An 18,817-nucleotide genomic window follows, 5' to 3' on the forward strand; every position below is an offset into this window, starting at 1 on the left:
TACCGTCATTGGTCATAGTTTGTCCATTTAGTATTGTATCTTTGCCATATATTTTTTAAGGTTATTATATGCTTTACTTAGATGATCTTCGTTCTACTCCCGAGGGTTTTGAGCGGGTATATTCTTATACTGAGTTTGTAGCTTACCTTGAGCACAAAGGGTTGCCTGATTTTATCTCGTTTGACCACGATTTAGGTGAAGAGTTTTCAGGCTACGACTGTGCTAAATATTTGGTGGACTACTGTTTAGACCACCAGCTACCTTTACCTGATTTTGCGGTGCATAGCCAAAACCCTGTGGGTAAGGAGAATATAGAAAGGTTGCTGAATAATTTTAAAGAACAACAAAAATAGTTTTAAGCACTGTTTAAAGCAAATTTAATTACTATATGTACCCAAATTAACTCTTATCTCTTACCTAATTTATGGCAAAACCTATACAAATAGCTCGCTTGGTGCGCATTATTAGACTACTTACTACCTATAAGAAAGGTCTTTCGGCTCAGGAAATTGCCAAACGTTTGGCTGATGAAGGCGATGAATACGCTTTTAGTAACCGTACTATCCGCAGGGATTTCGACGATATACACATCGCTTTTGGTATTGATATCACCCTCAATACAAAGGAAAAAGTATGGGCAATCGAACCCGATAGCATTGCCGATAATCCAACCATCTTAGACCACCTATTGTTAGTAGATGCCTATCGTAAGGCAAAAAGCACGGGAAGCCTCCTGTTAGAACCGCAACCTGAAAAAGGATTGGAAATGCTCGACCCTATCCTTACAGCTATTCCTCAAAATGTGTTGATTACCTTTACCCATTATTCTTTTGGCTGGGAGACTACTAAAGCATATCAAGTCTTACCTTACGCAGTGAAAGAATACCAAGGTCGCTGGTACCTCATCGCAACCGACAACAAACAACCTATTAAATTCAAATCTTTTGCTCTCGACCGTATCAGTAATTTAGAGGTAACCGACATTCAGGTGAGACGCAAAAAAGTGGATATGGAGTCGTTTTTTGATCATTTCTATGGGGTTGCCATTGCTGAAAATGAATCTCTGCAAAAGGTGCTTCTTTCTTTCAACTATGAGCAAGGCAAATATATAAAAACACTCAAACTACACCCCTCGCAAGTTGTTATTTTAGACAACGAAGAAGAAGTGCGTGTAGAGCTCACTCTTGCTTTCCCTAATGGTGAAGCGCCCTACGATTTGGTGATGAAACTCTGTTCGTTTAGCAATTCGGTGAAGGTACTTGCTCCTCAATCTTTAGCCAATGAAGTCGCCTGCTACCACAAAGCTGCTTATGAACAATATTTTTCTTTATCTGAAGATGCATAAATTTAATTCTTTAAAGAGAATTTTGTGTGAGCTACACAGACGGGTGAGAAATTAGAAAATTAGGAAATGAGAGAATTAGAAAATGAGGGAATTGGTAAATGGGGTGCGAGGTTATGTTAAGGGAATGAGGCTGTGCCTCAGAAATTAAACAAAATTTAAACAAAATCAAGGCTACGCCTTGTGAAGTAGCGGAGGTATTGTCAGTTTATTCAACTTTGGCAAAGGTCGTAGCACGACAGGCGATTAACTTTGCCAAAGTGTGCACCTCAAAAACGATAGGTTGGGGTTATTAGGAAGATTCGGAAGATATCGGAGAAGAACGGAAGAGAGGTGAGAGGAATTTTGGTGAAAAAAGGGTGTAAGGAGGGTGGGGGTAGCTTATAGAGAGCTTATAGGAAGCTTATACGAATCTTGGACGATTGGTATAGGAAGGGTATATAAGTGGTTGACTTATAACACGATATAACAGTGCTAAAAATGGTAAAAACGGGGTTTCGAGGCGAAAGAAAGAGGAAGAGGTGATAGGCCTTAGGCCATAGGCAATAGGAGATAACATCCCCCTAGCCCCTCGGAGAGGGGGAATTGTGACGAGTCATTTATTTGGTAAGCCCCCGAACCCCCGAAGGGGGACAAGCTGAGAAAGGTGACAAACCTCTCCCTTCTCACATACTCCGCTTTCGCGGACTTCTGTTCAAAGGGGGAATGTGGTGACCAATAGGGGGTTGTAAAAGGTTTTAGAGAGGTTGGGAGGGGCTCGGAGGTGGGGTATTATGACGATTTTTTGGTGAAGAAAAATTAATTTTATAGTTTTGCGCCCTCAAACTAAAAATACTAACACATATGAAGAAATTTTTATTTGGGGCATTTGTTGCCCTTGCCACAATGATTTCGTCTTGCGGAAGCAAAGATGATAAAACACCTAAGCCTCCACAGAAAACTGTCGAACTGATAGGAGCGTGGCAAATGGAATCGTCTACCATAGACGGAAAACCGAAGGCGGTTTCAGAATGTACACTAAAAGAAACGATTGTTTTTACTGAAAAGACAATGGAACGTCTTTCGTTTAAGAAAAGAGATGGTAATTGCTCCTATGAGAAACAAGACCTTTTGACTTACACTCTTTTGGGGAACACCTTTACAACCAAAGATGGTACTACCACTTTTACCATTACTGAGGGTAAACTTGTGATAGAGGGAGTCTATACAGATGTACAAGGAAACAAAAAGCCTTCTACCACTACCTATAAAAGAATTACCGAAAAAGAATTGACAGCTCTTAGAGCGATGGAGTATAAAGCTCCTGATTACAAAAAACAACTGATAGGGGCGTGGCAAATGGAATCGGCAACTCTTGATGGTGAGAAGTTAGAGCTTTCGGAGTGCTCTTTAAAAGATGCTGTTATTTTTACTGAAAGCACAGTAGAAGAGCTTATCTTTAGAAAGTATGACGAATATAATTGTACCTATAAAAAACAAGAAATAAAACCCTATACTATATCGGGGACAACTATTACACGTGAAGGTAAGACAGTTACTTTTACTGTGACTGAAACTAAATTTGAGATAAACGGAACTGGATTAGATGAACAAGGGAAAAAGCGTTCTTTTTCATATACCTATAAGAAAATCAGCGAAAAAGAATTGACAGCCCTTAGAGCGATGGAGTATAAAGCTCCTGAAAAAACTACCGACCCCAAAGCACTCATAGGGGCGTGGCAGATAGAAAAAGCTACCTTTAATGGACAACCTATCGAAAAAGAACCCTGTGAAGATAAACAAGTAGATATTTATACCGCCAATACAGTAACTAATTATGACTTTGGCTTCAATAGTAATACTAATCGTTGCGAGTTTGAAAAAGGCAGAGCGGTGCCTTATACTGCTTCTAATGGTACGATTACTAAAAAAGACGATACTCCTGAGAACTTTTTTGTAAGAGGAAATAGGCTTGTTATTTCATTTATAGATAAAGATGATGACGATAATCAAGGAACGTATGAGTATACATTTAAGAAACTTACAGAGGCAGAACTTGCGGAGATAAATAAATTGGAGAAGAAATAAAAGAAAGATACTAAACACTGATAATCAGTAATAAAGACATTATAGGTGCGTTAAAGTTTTGTTAAACTCTGGAATTATTTTGGTAGTTAAAAAAAACGCCGTACCTTTGCCGACGCAATGAGGGTGGTAGCTCATTGTAAAACTTCAAATAATAGTTTTCATAATTTAAAGTTTTGGTTGGTTAATGGAAAAGTCCGATAGTAATATCGGGCTTTTTTTTTGCAGAAAAAGTATTGTTATTTAAAAAAGATTTTATACTTTTGCGGAGAAAAACTGATATAGAGAATGACACCCATATACAGCCAATTACTTATTCCGTTTCTCATTGCAATGGCAGTAGCCATTACGATGGGAGGTAGTGGTACGGCTCCTGCATTCTCGGCAAGCTATGGTGCTAATGTGATTAGAAAGACTGTTATCCCGGGGTTATTTGGGATAATGGTGTTTGTAGGGGCGTTTTTGGCAGGGAAGAAAACGGCAGGTACAATGGGGAGTGGCATATTACCCTCGGAGTATTTGGATTTTACGGTGGTATCAATAGCCTTATTTTCGATAGCGGTAACGATGCTTATTTCGAACATTTCCGGGATACCGCAGTCCACCAGTCAGGCAGCAGTATTAGCCTTAGCGGCACCAGCGTTGTATTTTGAGAAGTTAGACACGAATAGGCTATTTATGGAGATTATACCTGCGTGGTTTATATTGCCTGTGATTGCTTATTTTTTGAGTTATTTTGCGGGGAAATACATTTACCAGCCGATGCGCAGGCGAGGACTGACGATACAGCGGGCGCAGAATGAGAACAAGAAGCATATTTGGGATGTAGCGTTGGTGATAATGGCTTTGTATGTATCGTTTGCGATAGGCTCTAACAACGTAGCTAATGCGACGGGACCTTTGTATACAATGACGATTAACGAGCTACACATTCGCGAGAGCGACCATATTGTTATCTTGATGTTGGCTACCTTGGTGGTAGCACCGTGTTTTGGCATTGGAGCTTCGCTTTTTGGACATAAGATACTGAAGAATACAGGGAAGGAAATAATACTTTTTGGGAAGTTTGAAGCGGTGATTATCGCCTTTATATCGGGGAGCTTGTTGTTACTAGCTTCGGTTGTAAAAGGAATACCCACCTCATTGGTACAAGTGAATGTAGCAGCTATCTTAGGAATAGGCGTAGCGAAGATGGGGCACAAGAATATTTTTCGCAAGACTCAAGTAAAGCGATTCTTTGCTATGTGGATGATAGCGCCTATTATAGCGTTCTTTTTGTCGTTGTTATTGGTTTTTTTAGCTGATAAGAACCAAATGTTATAAACAAAATACTTAAAGAATTGTTAAAAATAGGGTGGGAGAAGAGGAAAAATGAGAAACAAGAGAAGGAGAGAATAGAGTGTATAAAACTATAAATCAAACATATATAAAAAATACACAAAAAATAGAATATTAATATATAGTTAAAATTGAGAAAAGATGATACTACATTAAAAAAAAGTAGTATCTTGCGCCCGAATTTTTATGCTAACAAGTGTTTTTACTATGAAAAGAAATTTATTAAAAGTACCTGTTTATATGGCCTTAGCAGGATTGTTGCTCGCAGGTTGTGGCAAGAAGACTGATAAGAACACATCGAGTGCGACAGGTTGGAAAATCAACGCGAAAGAAGGTGGTTTTCAATACAATACAGATTTTAAAGACCAAGAGACAGGTCCTGGTCTTGTGCTCATTGAGGGAGGTACCTTCACTATGGGTCAGGTGGAAGACGACATAATGCACGACTGGAATAACACACCTACCCAACAACACGTACAGTCTTTTTATATGGACGAAACAGAGGTAACCAACAAGATGTATATGGAATACCTCGATTGGTTAAAACGTGTGTTCCCACCAGATGAAGAGCAATATAGAAATATATATATAGGTGCCCTTCCTGATACCTTAGTATGGAGAAGCCCTCTAAGTGCTAATGAAGCAATGGTTAGCAATTACTTGCGTCACCCTGCTTATGCTGAGTATCCTGTAGTAGGGGTAAACTGGGTGCAAGCAGTACAGTTTAGTTCTTGGCGTACTGACCGTGTGAACGAGGCAATCTTGGAACGCGATGGTTATCTTGCAAAAGATGCTCGTTACCAAGTAGATGCTACTAGCACATTTAGTACTGATACTTACCTAAACGCCCCATCACAAACTTACGGAGGTAAGATAGCTGGTGAAATGGGAGGTAAGAAAACTAATAAAGAGGGAGAAGCAACTTATGCTAAACAAACTAGCGGTATTTTATTGCCTGAGTATCGTTTGCCTACTGAAGTAGAGTGGGAATATGCTGCCAAATCTTTGGGTGGTATTCGTGAATATAACTCATTGCAAGGTAGAAAGAAATACCCTTGGGATAGCCAATACACTCGTTCTACCAAACGTAGAACTCGTGGAGACCTCTTAGCTAACTTTAAACAAGGTAAAGGTGACTACGGCGGATTGGCAGGTTGGTCAGATGATAAAGGTGATATTACTGTAGCAGTTAAAACTTACCCACCTAATGACTTTGGTTTGTATGATATGGCAGGTAACGTAGCCGAGTGGGTAGCCGATGTTTATCGTCCTATTGTTGATGATGAAATAACAGATTTCAACTATTACCGCGGTAACGTGTATATGAAACACGCTATTGGTGAAGACGGAAAACAAATAGTAGTAACTCCTGAGAATGTGAAGTATGATACTTTGATGAACGGTAAAATTATCGCTCGTAATTTGCCAGGAAATCTTGCTACTGTTCCTATCGACTCAAACGAAACCTATTTGCGTTATAACTTTACACACTCTGATAACCGCAGTTATCACGATGGTGATAAATCATCTACACGCAACTATCGCAACCAAAATGACTTGATGGCAGAAGGTTCAGAGTATACAAACTCAATGTACAATGCTCCTCGTCCTAAAAGACCAGGTAGCGATATCAGCGGTAAGGGCTATGATACTTCTAACGACCGTACTTCACTTATCGACGACGAAGTACGCGTATACAAAGGAGGTTCTTGGAGAGACCGTGCTTATTGGCTTGACCCAGCACAACGTCGTTTCTTACCTCAGTACATCGCTACTGATTATATAGGATTCCGCAACGCTATGAGCCGTGTAGGTTCAAAAGCCAAAAAGAACCATAAAACTCCTAAAGGATAAAAACCATAAAATATTTCATAGGCAAAGAGTCTTCTTGAACTTTTCAAGAGGGCTCTTTTCTTTTTTTACAGAAAGTAAGAGAAACAATTTGTTTAACTCAAAAAAACGCTGTAGTTTTGCATTATAAAAGAACTAATAGTTTATGATAGAAGAGCTTTATCAAAGATATAAAACTTCAGCGGGCGTAAGTACTGATACCCGCAATATAACACCTAATAGTATTTACTTTGCCTTGAAAGGAGCTTCGTTTAACGGTAACACCTTTACTCAAGAAGCTCTTGCCAAAGGAGCCTGCTATGCAGTAATTGATGACCCTGCTTATTACATCGCCGATAAAACACTTTTGGTAGACGATGTCCTCACTACACTCCAACAGCTCGCTACTTATCACCGCAGGAAGCTAAAAACACTTGTTATTGGTATTACCGGTAGCAATGGGAAAACCACCACAAAGGAGCTTATCAAGTCGGTATTATCACAACAACTGAATATAGTAGCTACACAAGGCAACCTAAACAACAATATAGGAGTACCTCTCACTTTGCTTACAATTAAACCAGAAACGGATATTGCTATTGTGGAGATGGGTGCCAATCACCCAGGTGAAATTGCCTTCCTATGTTCTATTGCTGAACCCGACTACGGCTATATTACCAGTATTGGTAAAGCGCATTTAGAAGGCTTTGGTTCTTTTGAAGGCGTGATAAAAACCAAAGGCGAGCTCTATGATTACCTCAAAACACACCATAAAACCATTATTGCCAATGCCGATAATCCTATCACCGAAGCGCTTTTGGAAAACTATAACAATGTGTACAGTTTTGGAGTAGGCGAAGGGGTAAACGTCTCTGTGCGATGTCTCAGCACTCAACCCGTGAAAATACAGTTTGCTGACTCGTCTCTACAAACCACCACAGAAGGATTCCCAGCCAATATAGAGGGCTTTAGTGATACTCCCACTGTCGCAACTTCTCATCTGGTAGGAAGCTATAACTTCACTAATATTGCTGCTTCGGTAGCTTTTGGGCGTTACTTCAAACTCTCTACAAAGGCTATTCAGAAGGGCATAGAGAGCTATATTCCTCAAAACAATCGCAGTCAGCTATTGCAATGGGGTAGTAATACTGTTTTGCTCGACGCCTATAATGCCAATCCTAGCAGTATGACTGCTGCTATCGACAATCTTCTTTCTATGAACAGCTCCTCTAATAAAGTGCTTATTCTCGGCGATATGTTTGAGCTTGGCGATTACGCTACTCAGGAGCATCAAAGCATTGTCGATAAACTCAAAGAGCACCAATGGGCAGGGGTCTACCTCATCGGAAAGAATTTTAAACAAACTAAAGCACCTTATCCGCAGTATGAAACCTTTGAGGATTTTCAAGAGGTCTTTAAGAAGCTTTCTTTTCAAGACACCCTAATACTCATCAAAGGTTCAAGAGGAATGGCTTTAGAAAGACTTATAGCTAACTCTTAAAGAGCATTAAAAAACAACGAAGGGCTGTCGGCATTGCCGACAGCCCTTCGCTTATTCTCTGATAACTACTGATTGTGTTTCTTCACATAATCAATAATTCTTTCTGTAAGATTGATATGGTCAGTACCCCGTACACCGTGTGCGTGCATCGGGTAGATAAATAACTCTATAAAGTCGTTTTTCTTGATAGACTCACGTGTAATACTCATCAGGTGTTGAGGCACTACTACATCGTCTACACTGCCGTGAATAAATAGTAGTGGGCGCTTCAAATTCGTGAGGTATTTGCCCACTCGGCTATTCTCGTAACCCTCTGGGTTTTCTTGTGGGGTATCCATATAGCGCTCGCCATACATCACTTCGTAATACTTCCAATCGGTTACAGCACCTCCTGCCACAGCAGTTCTAAATATTTCAGGGTGACGAGTGAGCAAGCTCGAAGCCATAAATCCTCCAAAACTCCAGCCGTGTACTGCTATCCTATTGCTATCTACATAAGGCAGACTCTTCAAATAATCCACCCCTTTAAGCTGGTCTTTTACCTCTATTTCTCCCAAACGACGATGGATTACGCTCTCAAAAGCAAAACCTCTGTTTTCACTACCGCGGTTGTCTAAGGTAAACACAATATACTGTTCGTTTTCTACAAAAGCGTGTAACCACAAGTAAGTATCTGCCAACCATTCGTTTTTCACCTGTTGGGCGTGTGGTCCTCCATATACATAAATCAGCACAGGGTACTTTTTGTTAGGGTCAAAAGTCTTAGGTTTGTGCAATTTACCGTAAAGAGGCGTACCGTCTTCGGCTTTCAGCGTTACAAACTCAGTGGTGCCTACCGCAATACCTTCCAGCGGATTCTTAGCCGTAAGCAAACGCTGTCTACTGCCTTTATCTGTATTTACAAGGTCTATATTTTGTGGAACGCTGATACTGCTATAGCTATCCAAAAGATATTTCCCGTCACTGCTCAGCTGTACGTTATGAGTTCCTGCTTCGGGAGTAAGAGCACTCACCTTTTTAGGGTTTTTAAGCTCTATCTTAAAGCAATGTTGCTCACGTGGGTCAGCACCTGTACCGGTGATAAATACGTATTTCCCTTGTGCGTCGAAACCTAAAATATCTTGCACTACCCAACGGAAATTACTAACTTGCTTAATGAGTTTGCCATTCACATTGTAATGGTATACATTTGTAAAACCATCGCGCTCGCTTAGCCATAAAAACTCATTTGCGTTGTTCGGCAAGAACACAGCAGGCTTTTCGGGCTCTACCCATTTAGCGTTGCGCTCTTCAAAAATTGTATTTACCTTTTTACCCGTACGTGCGTCGTAACGGTTTAAGGCAAAGTGGTTCTGCGCTCTGTTTACTTCCGCCAAAAGGATATATCGCTCATCAGGGCTCCAAGCCAAATTCGTGAGAAAGTGCTCATCGGTAGTGTTGATGTCTAAATAAGAAACCTTCCCGCTTTGGAAATCGTAAATCCCTACTGCTGCCTGCTCGCTCGGCTGACCTGCCATCGGGTATTTAATCGCTTTTAAGGTAGCAGGAGTGGTGGTAATATCCACCAAAGGGTAATCAGCCACCTTGCTTTCGTCTTTCTGATAGAAAGCTAAATAATTGCCCTTAGGCGAAAAGAATATACCTTTATTAATGCCAAATTCGTTGCGGTGAATCGATTTACCGGCTACAATATTCGCATCAGTAAAAGCAGTAACCGCTTGTTTTTCATTCTTTTCAGTAGCCAAATACAAATTATTATCTAAGGTATATGCTACTGATTTTGTAAGAGGATTGTATTCAGCGTTTTCAGCCCCTTTGGGTAGTGTGATACTACTGAGCACATTCTTGCGCTCGTAATTGTAACGGTAATAAGTATTATCCACTTTTAAAACCATTTCCTCTTTACCGATATAGGTGATAGGAGGTAACGAACCGCTGTTTCGCAAGTAGCTTTGCAACCACTCAAACCCCATTGTGAGCTCACTGCCAATAGCGCCCACTTTTTCACCTTTGGGGTTGAAAATCTCATACGTATCACCTTTGCTGTACAGATACAGGTCAGTGCCCTCAATCCACTGCAAATTATCCAAAGTTTCAGGAGAGAGCAAGCGGTATCCCATTTCAGAAGAAGGGTCTTGTACCGCGTGAAAAACCGCTTCGGCAACCGTCAGTTTACGGTCTTGAGCTAACGCCGAAAGCGTAATAAAAGCTACGAATAGCGAAGTAATAACTCTTTTCATAATTCAGTTTTACCAATGTAATGAATTGTTTTTACAGCGCAAAAATAAAACATTCTCTTCAAATAGCCAAAGCCTTCATCACTTATTTTTACCCTTTTTCTCGAAAAAATTCCCTATAAATTTGGTCAATTCATTTTTAAATACTACTTTTGCACCGTCTTAATTAAAAACAGACAGGTCTCATAGCTCAGCTGGTTAGAGCATCTGACTCATAATCAGAGGGTCGTTGGTTCGAGCCCAACTGGGACCACCCTCAAAACAAAAGCACTTACAAATATTTGTAAGTGCTTTTTTATTATACCCCAACTTCGGTTTAACTATATTTCCCATCACCACACACCACCCTTTTTTTCGCTGTCCTATCGCTGGCGCGAGCTTGTAGCTCGTGCCCATTTGGTTCCTCCCAACCCCTCCAAAACCTTTTACAACCCCCTATTACTCACCACATTCCCCTTTTTCCGTCCCAACATTTTCCTTTTGAAGGTAGCCAGCGACAGCTGGGTATGTGTAAAGGGGGAGGTTTGTCACCTTTCCCAGCTTGTCCCCCTTCGGGGGTTCGGGGGCTTACCGAATAAAAGACTCGTCACAATTCCCCCTCTCCGAGAAGCTAGGGGGAGGTTTCCTCCGCTTTTCCGTCACACTCCCTCCTAGTGCCTATGCCCTAAGGCCTATCACCTATTCCCTTTTCTTTCGCCTCGAAACTCTGTTTTTACCGTTTTTTGCATCGTTGTATTATACTATGCGTCAATTGTTTATATACCCTTCCTATACCAATCGTCCAAGATTCGTATAAGCTTCCTATAAGCTCTCTATAAGCTAACCCCACCCTCCTTACAGTCTTTTTTCACCAAAATCCCTCTTACCTCTCTTCCGTTCTTCTCCGATATCTTCCGAATCTTCCTAATAACCCCAACCTATCGTTTTTGAGGTGCACACTTTGGCAAAGTTAATCGCCTGTCGTGCTACGACCTTTGCCAAAGTTGAATAAACTGACAATACCTCCCTCCGCTGGTGCGAGCTTGTAGCTCGTACCTTTGACAAAGTTAATCTCTTCCGCTACTTTACAAGGCGCAGCCTTGATTTTGTTTAAATTTTGTTTGATTTCTGAGGCACAGGCTCATTCCCCTAACACAACCTCGCACCCCATTTCCTCATTTTCTCATTCTCTAATTCTCTAATTCTCTCATTTTCTAATTTCCTCATTTCCTAATTCTCTAATTTTCCACTCATCACTTTTGCGTCGCTATTCCTAGTGCCTAAGGCCTATGGCCTAATACCTTTTTTATTATTTATTATTATTCAAAATAATTTTCTTATCTTTGCACCCAAGTTTTCATTACATTAATGTTAACCCAATACAAAGGCAATCCACAAATCTATTAATTAAGTTGCCCATCGGTGCACATCACAATTGTCAATTGAAAGACTATCCGTGTATTCTGTGCGAGACTTAAAAACAGCGAAGCTGTTCATTTGCTCGATTTTTTTAAAGATTTGTAAGATTTCTGTAGCGTAAGCTACACTTTTCTTACATCGAACTCACGTTAAAAACAAACATTTTACAAAGCATTACCTTGATTTTGCTTAATTTCTGAGGCACAGCCTCACCCGTTCACATAAAACCTTTTTGTCTAATTTATAAAACAACCTGTTGTCGTGCTACGACCTACAACAAATAAGATGAAAAAAAAGATTCTATCCATCATTGCCCTGCTCCTTATAGTAATAGCAGGTTATTTCGTATGGCGAAAATACATCGCCCCCACCCGTATCGCACTGGTGAACTTCATCAGCTATCAGGCGTCCAATATCGCCCTTTCTAATTCCGATAAGTTCATCAAAATCGAAGAAGTCCCCCTCGACCAACTCGATAAACTCAAAAACTACGACTTCGTCCTCGTATGGGCAATGGGACTCAAAATTAGCGACGAACAGCGCAATCAGCTCATCGATGCTGCTAACCGCGTGCCTTTTCACAGTTTCGCCGTTACCAATCCCGATAACGATATCAGTAGCCTCAACGAAACCGAACTCAAACACGTAGGCGACTATCTGATGAGTGGCAATAAAGCAAACTACCAAAACCTCGTTCGTTATGTCCGCAAATATATCGACAAGAAGTGGTTTGCTACCGAACCCGCACCACCTATCGAACGCAAAGAAAACGTCTATTTTCATTTAGACGACGAGCGCTCTTTCAGCTCCCTTAAAGAATATCAAGAGTATATTCAGAAGAATAATTTCTATAAAGAAGGTGCTCCTCGCATCGCCATAGTAGCAGGATTACACGAGCCTTTTGGCGGAAATAAAGAACACCTCAATGGGGTAATAAACGCCTTGCAGAACGAGGGTATGAACGTCTATCCTTTCACCGCTCAAGAAAAACGCATCGACTTCCTTACCGAAATCAATCCTGATGCTATTGTCTATTTTCCTCACGGACAAATGATGATGGGGCAACCCGAACTGTTTATCAATTGGGCTAAGGAGCACAACGTACCCCTCTTCACGGGATTATCGGTCTTAGCAATGAAAGACGATTGGGAAAAAGACCCTATGGGTATGTCGGGCGGCTTTATGGGGCAAACCATTGTAATGCCCGAGTTAGACGGGGCGCTCTATCCTTATGTAGTGATTGCCCAAGAACAAAACAAACAAGGTTATTACTTCCTCAACACTATCGAGAACCGCGCCCGTAAGTTCGCCAAAATCATTCATAACTTCACCGATTTAAAACGTAAACCTAATGCCGACAAGAAGTTGGCGATTGTTTACTTCAAAGGTGTGGGGCTTACACCTGCTGCCGCTCAAGGGTTGGAGGTCGAACCTTCACTATTTCGCTTTTTACATCAACTTAAAAAAGAAGGTTATAACGTAGGAACGCTCCCCGCTACACAAGCCGAATTCAACCAGCTACTGCTCACACACGCCAATACTTATAGAGCCAATGCCAAAGGCGATATCGAAAAGTTCATCAGTACAGGTGCACCTGCTTTGGTAGAAGCTCACGAATTAGATGCTTGGCTCAAAAAAACTTTACCCGAAAAACTCTATAAACAAGTAATCGAAAAGAACGGCGCTGTACCGGGCTCTTACCTCAATACTTCTAAGGACGGTAAAAATTATCTGGCAGTAGCCCAACTCACTTTCGGTAATATCACCATTCTCCCTCAACCTCCTGCCGCCATTAGTACTGATGATGATTTTAAAGTGTTGCACGGCGTAAAAGAAATCCCTCCTTATGCCTATATGGGGGCATATCTTTGGATACAAAACGGCTTAAAAGCCGATGCGCTCATTCACTTCGGTACGCACGGCTCATTGGAGTTCACCCCTAATAAACAAGTAGCCCTCTCCGATTACGATTGGGCAGATATCTGTGTGGGTACCGTACCACATTTCTACTATTATACTATCGGAAATATAGGCGAAGCGATGATAGCAAAACGCCGTTCGTACGGCAGTATTGTGTCTTATCTTACCCCTGCTTTCACCGAAAGCGATATGCGCAATACCTTCAATAATTTAGAGAACACCATTCTTTCTTATCAGAAAGCAAAGAACCCTATCGATAAACAAACCATTGGGTTACACATCAAAAAGTTAGCCGTAACAATGGGCTTACATCGTGATTTGCGTTTGGATAGTATCCTCTCCAAACCCTATACCGAAGCCGAAATCGACCGCCTTGCTAACTTCGCCGAAGAGATTGCCACCGAAAAGATTAATGGCGAATACTACGTAATGGGAGTCCCTTATACTCCTGATAAAATTAATTCTACCGTCTTGGCTATGAGTGCCGACCCTATTGCGTACAGTTTGGCTACCTTAGATAAATACCACGGTAAAGTTACCGAAGCCGACCTTAAACACAAAGCCTTTTTCACAACCCATTATCTAAACCCTGCTAAGAGCTTAGTAAACCAAATACTCGCAGGCAAACCAGTTACTACTGAACTGATTTGCAACTATGCTCATATCTCTGCTGACGATTTGCAAAAAGCCAAAGCTACGATGGCTAAAGAAGAAGGAAGTGGTATGCCTTATTTCTTACAACAGCAGATGAAAAAAGAAGCTACGGCTTCAGCAACCACTACTGCTACTCACACAACAGCCACAGCTTCGGCTACTGCTAAGAAACCTGATGCCGTAGGTCGTCCTACCAAAATCAAAGCTCCAGCCAAAAAAGAAAACCGCAAGCCTCTTACTAAGGAAGAGCTGGCTGCACTCAACGCTCAAAAAGCTAAGATAGATTATGCACGTGCCTTGGTAGATATCGAAAGAACCATTACCAATGTAGCGCTCTATAAAGACGCCTTGCAAAACAGTCCGCGTTTAGAAGAAAAGGCTTTCTTCAATGCTCTAAATGGTGGTTACACCCCTCCTTCCTCAGGAGGTGATGCAGTAGCCAATCCTAAAGGCGTACCTACCGGTCATAACCTCTATGGGGTGAATGCCGAAAGTACACCATCTAAACTCGCGTGGGATAGAGGCGTGGCTTTAGCCCAAAATGTAATTAGTGAATACCAAACCAAACACCACGAATATCCCAAGAAGATAGCCTATACTTTTTGGAGTTCTGAATTTATAGAAACCGAAGGTGTATCTATCGCCCAAGCCTTGTATATGTTAGGTGTTGAACCCGTATGGGATAGCTTTGGTCGTGTAGGCGATGTGCGCGTCATTCCTTCTGAAGAGTTGGGTCGCCCTCGTATCGATGTAGTGATTCAAACCTCAGGTCAGTTCCGCGATTTAGCAGCTTCTCGTTTGTTCTTGCTTACCAAAGCCATTCAAATGGTATCAGCTCTTCCTGAGGAAGCATATGCCAATGAAGTGAGCGCAGGTAGTGTAGATATCGAAAAACAATTGGTAGAAGCCGGAGTATCGCCCAAAGAAGCCCGCGAACTTTCTACCGAACGTATCTTTGGTGGCTTGCAAGGTCGTTATGATACAGGCACTAAGGAGTTGATTAATTCCGGAGATAAGTGGGAAACTCAAAAGGATATCGCTGAGGTTTATATGCATAATATGGGCGCTTTCTACGGCAGTAAAGACAATTGGAGCAAGTTCCAAGAAGGTATGTTCCGCGCCGCTATCAAGAACGCCGATGTGCTCATTCAGCCTCGCCAAAACAACACTTGGGGAGCACTTAGCCTCGACCACGTCTACGAGTTTATGGGGGGTATGAATGCTGCTATCAAAGAAGTAAACGGCAAAGACCCCGATGCCTACCTCGCTGATTATCGCAACCATAAGAATATGCACGTGCAAGAACTCAAAGAAGCCGTAGGGGTCGAAGCACGCAGTACAATATTCAATCCTAAATACATCAAAGAAATGATGAAGGGTAAGGCTTCAAGTGCCGGGCAAATAGCCGAAATCGTTACTAATATGCACGGTTGGGAAGCTACTCGCCCCGAACTCATCGACGATGCTATGTGGAATGAGGTATATAACACTTATATAGAAGATAAACACCACCTGGGCATCACCGATTTTATAAAAAAAGAGAACGTAGCAGCCTTGCAAGAGGTAACTGCTGTAATGCTCGAAGCTACCCGCAAAGGTATGTGGAAAGCCTCCGATGCCCAAATCAGCAAACTTGCCGATATCCATACCGACCTTACTAGGCAATTCGGTGTAAGCTCTTCTCATTTCTCTTCCGAAAATAAGAAGTTGCAGGATTATATCAGCAAAAAGGCTTCACCTGCCAATGCCCAAGCGTATCAGCAACAGCTCGCTCAAGCGCACCAAGGCAGTCAGGTACAAGCCAATACCCAAGATGCAAAAGTCCTCAAAAAAGAAGAAACCACTGCCGGAAGTCCTCAAGAAAAAGTATCACTCAGTGCCCTTTGGATAGGCGGAATAGTGCTCCTCGCTTTCGTCGGTCTCATCATCTTTATTCGCAAAAGAAGAAGATAATTTAAAGTTATAGCAAATAAGAAAGGCTACCCAATTGGGTAGCCTTTCTACTTTTAATTTCATTATAAATTTAATAACTCCTCCACGTACTCCCTGCTGTTCGAGAGTCGGGGTACTTTGTTCTGTCCACCAAGCTTATCCTTGTGTTTGAGCCAGTCGTGAAAAAGCCCCGTACGAGCCTTGTGCACTTTGGGCATATTCAGCGTCATATTGTTGTAGCGTTTAGCTTCGTAATCCGAGTTAAGTTTTTGCAGTTCGCGGTCTAATATCTCGGTAAATTTCTCCAAACTCTCAGGAGGTGCATCAAACTCTATTACCCATTCGTGCCCTCCTTTCAGCTTGTCTTGCATAAATATAGGCGCAACCGTGTAGTCTATCAAGTGGCTATTAGTCTGCTCACAAGCCTTTTCTAAGGCGCGTTCAGCATTCTCTACGATGAGCTCTTCCCCAAATACATTAATAAAGTGCTTGGTACGACCCGTAATCTTAATCCGATAAGGCACTACCGAAGTAAACCTTACCGTATCTCCTATCATATAGCGCCACAAACCGGCATTGGTAGTAATCACCATCGCATAGTTCTTCCCTATTTCCACCTCACTCAGCGGAATTGCCTTTTGTTCCGCAGTACCAAAAGTCTCCATCGGTATAAACTCATAGAAAATCCCGTAGTCGAGCATTAGCAACATCTCGTCCGAATTGTTTCGGTCTTGAATGGCAAAGAACCCTTCGGAGGCGTTGTATATTTCGTAATAACGAAAACTATTCGAAGGAATAATATGCTTATACTGTTCGCGATACGGTATAAAGCTCACCCCCCCGTGAAAGTATACTTCTAAGTTTGTCCACAACTCCAAAAGATGTTCCTTTTGGGTTTCTTCTAAAATCCGATTTAAAAGCACTAACATCCACGAAGGAACCCCCGCAATACTAGTCACATTCTCTGTTTTCGCCTCTTTGACAATCGCTTGTAACTTACTCTCCCATTCACTCATCAGCGATACTTTGTTGCTGGGGGTACAACTCCATTCTGCCCAAAAAGGCAGGTTTTCAATCAAAATCGCCGATAAATCCCCAAAATAAGTACCGTTTTGTTCATACAGTTGCTTGCTCCCTCCCAGTCGCAAACTCTTGCCCTTAAACAGATTCGAATCCTCGTTGTTATTTAGGTATAAGCACAGCATATCCTTCCCTGATTTGTAATGGCACAGTTGCAGTGCCTCCTCACTTACCGGAATAAACTTGCTTTTAGCGTTAGTAGTCCCACTGCTCTTGGCAAACCATTTTATCGGCGTATGCCAAAACACATTCCGCTCCCCTCGTCTTGCCCTTTCTACGTAAGGCTCAAAGGCTTCATAAGAAACTAATGGTGTATTTCTACTGAATTGCTCATAGTTTTTCACCTCAGCAAAGTTATATAGTTTGCCGAGTTCAGTGTCTTTGGCAGCATCGAGAAGCTCCAAAAGCACACGTTCTTGCACCTTATGTGGGTGCTCTACGAACTCTTGTATTTGGTCAATACGGCGTTTTAAAAACCACGAAGTAATAGAATTGAATAAAGCTAATGGCATATCCTGTATAACAAATTACAAGTGACAAAAGTAATAATTATTTCTGAACTAACAAGAAACTACTATTACAATTAAGTTACAAAAGTAACTTTTCTCCGCCGGTTTGTTGTCTTTCTGCAAGTTAAACATCTTATTCTTTTCAATAATCAGCAAGCAACCCTCCCCTAAGCACTATCTTTCCCCCGATAACAAAAAGTCCATTCCATAAATATCCCCCTCCCCTATCCGCCCCGTCAAACAACTTTCCCCGTCTCTAATTCCCCCTTTGAAGGTAGCCAGCAAGAGATTTTCATCACATTTCCTTCGTCATTCGTCTCTCGTCATTCGTCATTATCTTCCCTTTTCCATCATACTCCCCCTATTGCCTATGGCCTAAGGCCTAGTGCCTATTCCCTTTTCTTTCGCCTCGAAACCCCGTTTTTACCATTTTTACACCCATTGTATCATATTATGAATCAACTACTTATATACCCTTTCTATACCAATCGTCCAAGATTCGTATAAGCTTCCTATAAGCTCTCTATAAGCTACCTCCACCCTTCTCACACCCTTTTTTCATCAAAAATCCCACTTCCTTTCTTCCGAACTTTTCCGTTTCCTTCCGAACACACCTAATAGTCTCAACACGTCGCTTTTTCTCATTTCCTAATTTTCTCATTTCCTAATTTTTCCCCGCCTGTGCGGCTCGCACCTTTGGTAAAGTTGAATAAACTAACAATCCCTCCGCTGGTTTACAAGGCGTAGCCTTGATTTTGTTTAAATTTTGTTTGATTTCTGAGGCACAGCCTCATTCCTCTAATACAACCTCACACTCCATTTTCTCATTTTCTCATTTTCTAATTTCCTAATTTACTCATTTTCTCTGCCTGTCGCTTTTACGTCGCAACTCCTAGTGCCTATGGCCTATGGCCTAAGGCCTCGCTCCTAATTTTTAACCCTTATCCTACTACGACTTGCTAATTTGCTAATTACGTCGTATCTTTGCACCCAATAATAAAAGAAAACATCA

At 41.6% G+C, this 18,817-nt stretch carries 9 protein-coding genes, 1 tRNA gene and 1 pseudogene; 8 read left to right on the forward strand and 3 right to left on the reverse strand.

Features of this window, described 5'->3' with window-relative positions:
* Positions 1–68: 68 nt before the first annotated feature.
* From HW278_RS04880 to HW278_RS04905, 6 genes are all read left to right on the forward strand, one after another.
* Positions 69–353 (forward strand): cyclic-phosphate processing receiver domain-containing protein, encoded by a 285-nt coding sequence (locus tag HW278_RS04880; RefSeq protein WP_009419995.1) that lies wholly within the window; start codon positions 69–71, stop codon positions 351–353.
* Between the two features lie 71 nt (positions 354–424).
* A complete protein-coding gene (locus HW278_RS04885) occupies positions 425–1,345 on the forward strand; it encodes a helix-turn-helix transcriptional regulator (protein ID WP_111972177.1) in 921 nt (306 codons plus the stop codon).
* 840 nt (positions 1,346–2,185) lie between these two features.
* Complete coding sequence (locus HW278_RS04890; protein ID WP_178977110.1) at positions 2,186–3,409, forward strand: lipocalin family protein; 1,224 nt, start codon at positions 2,186–2,188, stop codon at positions 3,407–3,409.
* Between the two features lie 285 nt (positions 3,410–3,694).
* Positions 3,695–4,729 (forward strand): inorganic phosphate transporter, encoded by a 1,035-nt coding sequence (locus HW278_RS04895; protein WP_002674226.1) that lies wholly within the window; start codon positions 3,695–3,697, stop codon positions 4,727–4,729.
* Between the two features lie 201 nt (positions 4,730–4,930).
* Positions 4,931–6,598 carry a gliding motility lipoprotein GldJ gene (gldJ, locus tag HW278_RS04900; RefSeq protein ID WP_048747955.1) on the forward strand — a complete coding sequence of 556 codons (1,668 nt, stop codon included), beginning with the start codon at positions 4,931–4,933 and terminating at the stop codon, positions 6,596–6,598.
* 142 nt (positions 6,599–6,740) lie between these two features.
* Complete coding sequence (locus HW278_RS04905) at positions 6,741–8,075, forward strand: UDP-N-acetylmuramoyl-tripeptide--D-alanyl-D-alanine ligase (RefSeq protein WP_178977111.1); 1,335 nt, start codon at positions 6,741–6,743, stop codon at positions 8,073–8,075.
* Positions 8,076–8,140: 65 nt separating this feature from the next.
* Here the strand turns inward: HW278_RS04905 and HW278_RS04910 are convergent, their stop codons facing one another.
* Complete coding sequence (locus HW278_RS04910; RefSeq protein WP_178977112.1) at positions 8,141–10,315, reverse strand: S9 family peptidase; 2,175 nt, start codon at positions 10,313–10,315, stop codon at positions 8,141–8,143.
* Between the two features lie 176 nt (positions 10,316–10,491).
* On the opposite strand from HW278_RS04910, the gene HW278_RS04915 reads away from it, so the two are divergent.
* Positions 10,492–10,565 (forward strand) — tRNA-Ile (locus HW278_RS04915).
* A gap of 252 nt (positions 10,566–10,817) precedes the next feature.
* Here HW278_RS04915 and HW278_RS12875 read toward each other — a convergent pair.
* Positions 10,818–10,898 (reverse strand): annotated as a pseudogene (locus HW278_RS12875) (phosphinothricin acetyltransferase); the annotation flags it as partial.
* 1,097 nt (positions 10,899–11,995) lie between these two features.
* Between HW278_RS12875 and HW278_RS04920 the strand changes: the two are divergent.
* The gene (locus tag HW278_RS04920; protein WP_178977113.1) at positions 11,996–16,237 is read left to right on the forward strand and encodes a cobaltochelatase subunit CobN; all 4,242 of its coding nucleotides are present in this window, start codon (positions 11,996–11,998) and stop codon (positions 16,235–16,237) included.
* Between the two features lie 62 nt (positions 16,238–16,299).
* Here HW278_RS04920 and HW278_RS04925 read toward each other — a convergent pair whose 3' ends face one another.
* A complete protein-coding gene (locus tag HW278_RS04925) occupies positions 16,300–17,808 on the reverse strand; it encodes a GH3 auxin-responsive promoter family protein (protein ID WP_178977114.1) in 1,509 nt (502 codons plus the stop codon).
* Positions 17,809–18,817: the final 1,009 nt, after the last annotated feature.

The organism is Capnocytophaga sp. oral taxon 902 (assembly GCF_013394735.1).
GTDB lineage: Bacteria > Bacteroidota > Bacteroidia > Flavobacteriales > Flavobacteriaceae > Capnocytophaga > Capnocytophaga ochracea.

Bases quoted from the DNA above. Each gene is read 5' to 3' on its own strand.
- HW278_RS04890 (WP_178977110.1), top strand. From the start codon at position 2,186: ATGAAGAAATTTTTATTTGGGGCATTTGTTGCCCTTGCCACAATGATT.
- HW278_RS04895 (WP_002674226.1), top strand. From the start codon at position 3,695: ATGACACCCATATACAGCCAATTACTTATTCCGTTTCTCATTGCAATG.
- HW278_RS04925 (WP_178977114.1), bottom strand. From the start codon at position 17,808: ATGCCATTAGCTTTATTCAATTCTATTACTTCGTGGTTTTTAAAACGC.
- HW278_RS04880 (WP_009419995.1), top strand. From the start codon at position 69: ATGCTTTACTTAGATGATCTTCGTTCTACTCCCGAGGGTTTTGAGCGG.
- HW278_RS04905 (WP_178977111.1), top strand. From the start codon at position 6,741: ATGATAGAAGAGCTTTATCAAAGATATAAAACTTCAGCGGGCGTAAGT.
- HW278_RS04885 (WP_111972177.1), top strand. From the start codon at position 425: ATGGCAAAACCTATACAAATAGCTCGCTTGGTGCGCATTATTAGACTA.
- HW278_RS04920 (WP_178977113.1), top strand. From the start codon at position 11,996: ATGAAAAAAAAGATTCTATCCATCATTGCCCTGCTCCTTATAGTAATA.
- gldJ (WP_048747955.1), top strand. From the start codon at position 4,931: ATGCTAACAAGTGTTTTTACTATGAAAAGAAATTTATTAAAAGTACCT.
- HW278_RS04910 (WP_178977112.1), bottom strand. From the start codon at position 10,315: ATGAAAAGAGTTATTACTTCGCTATTCGTAGCTTTTATTACGCTTTCG.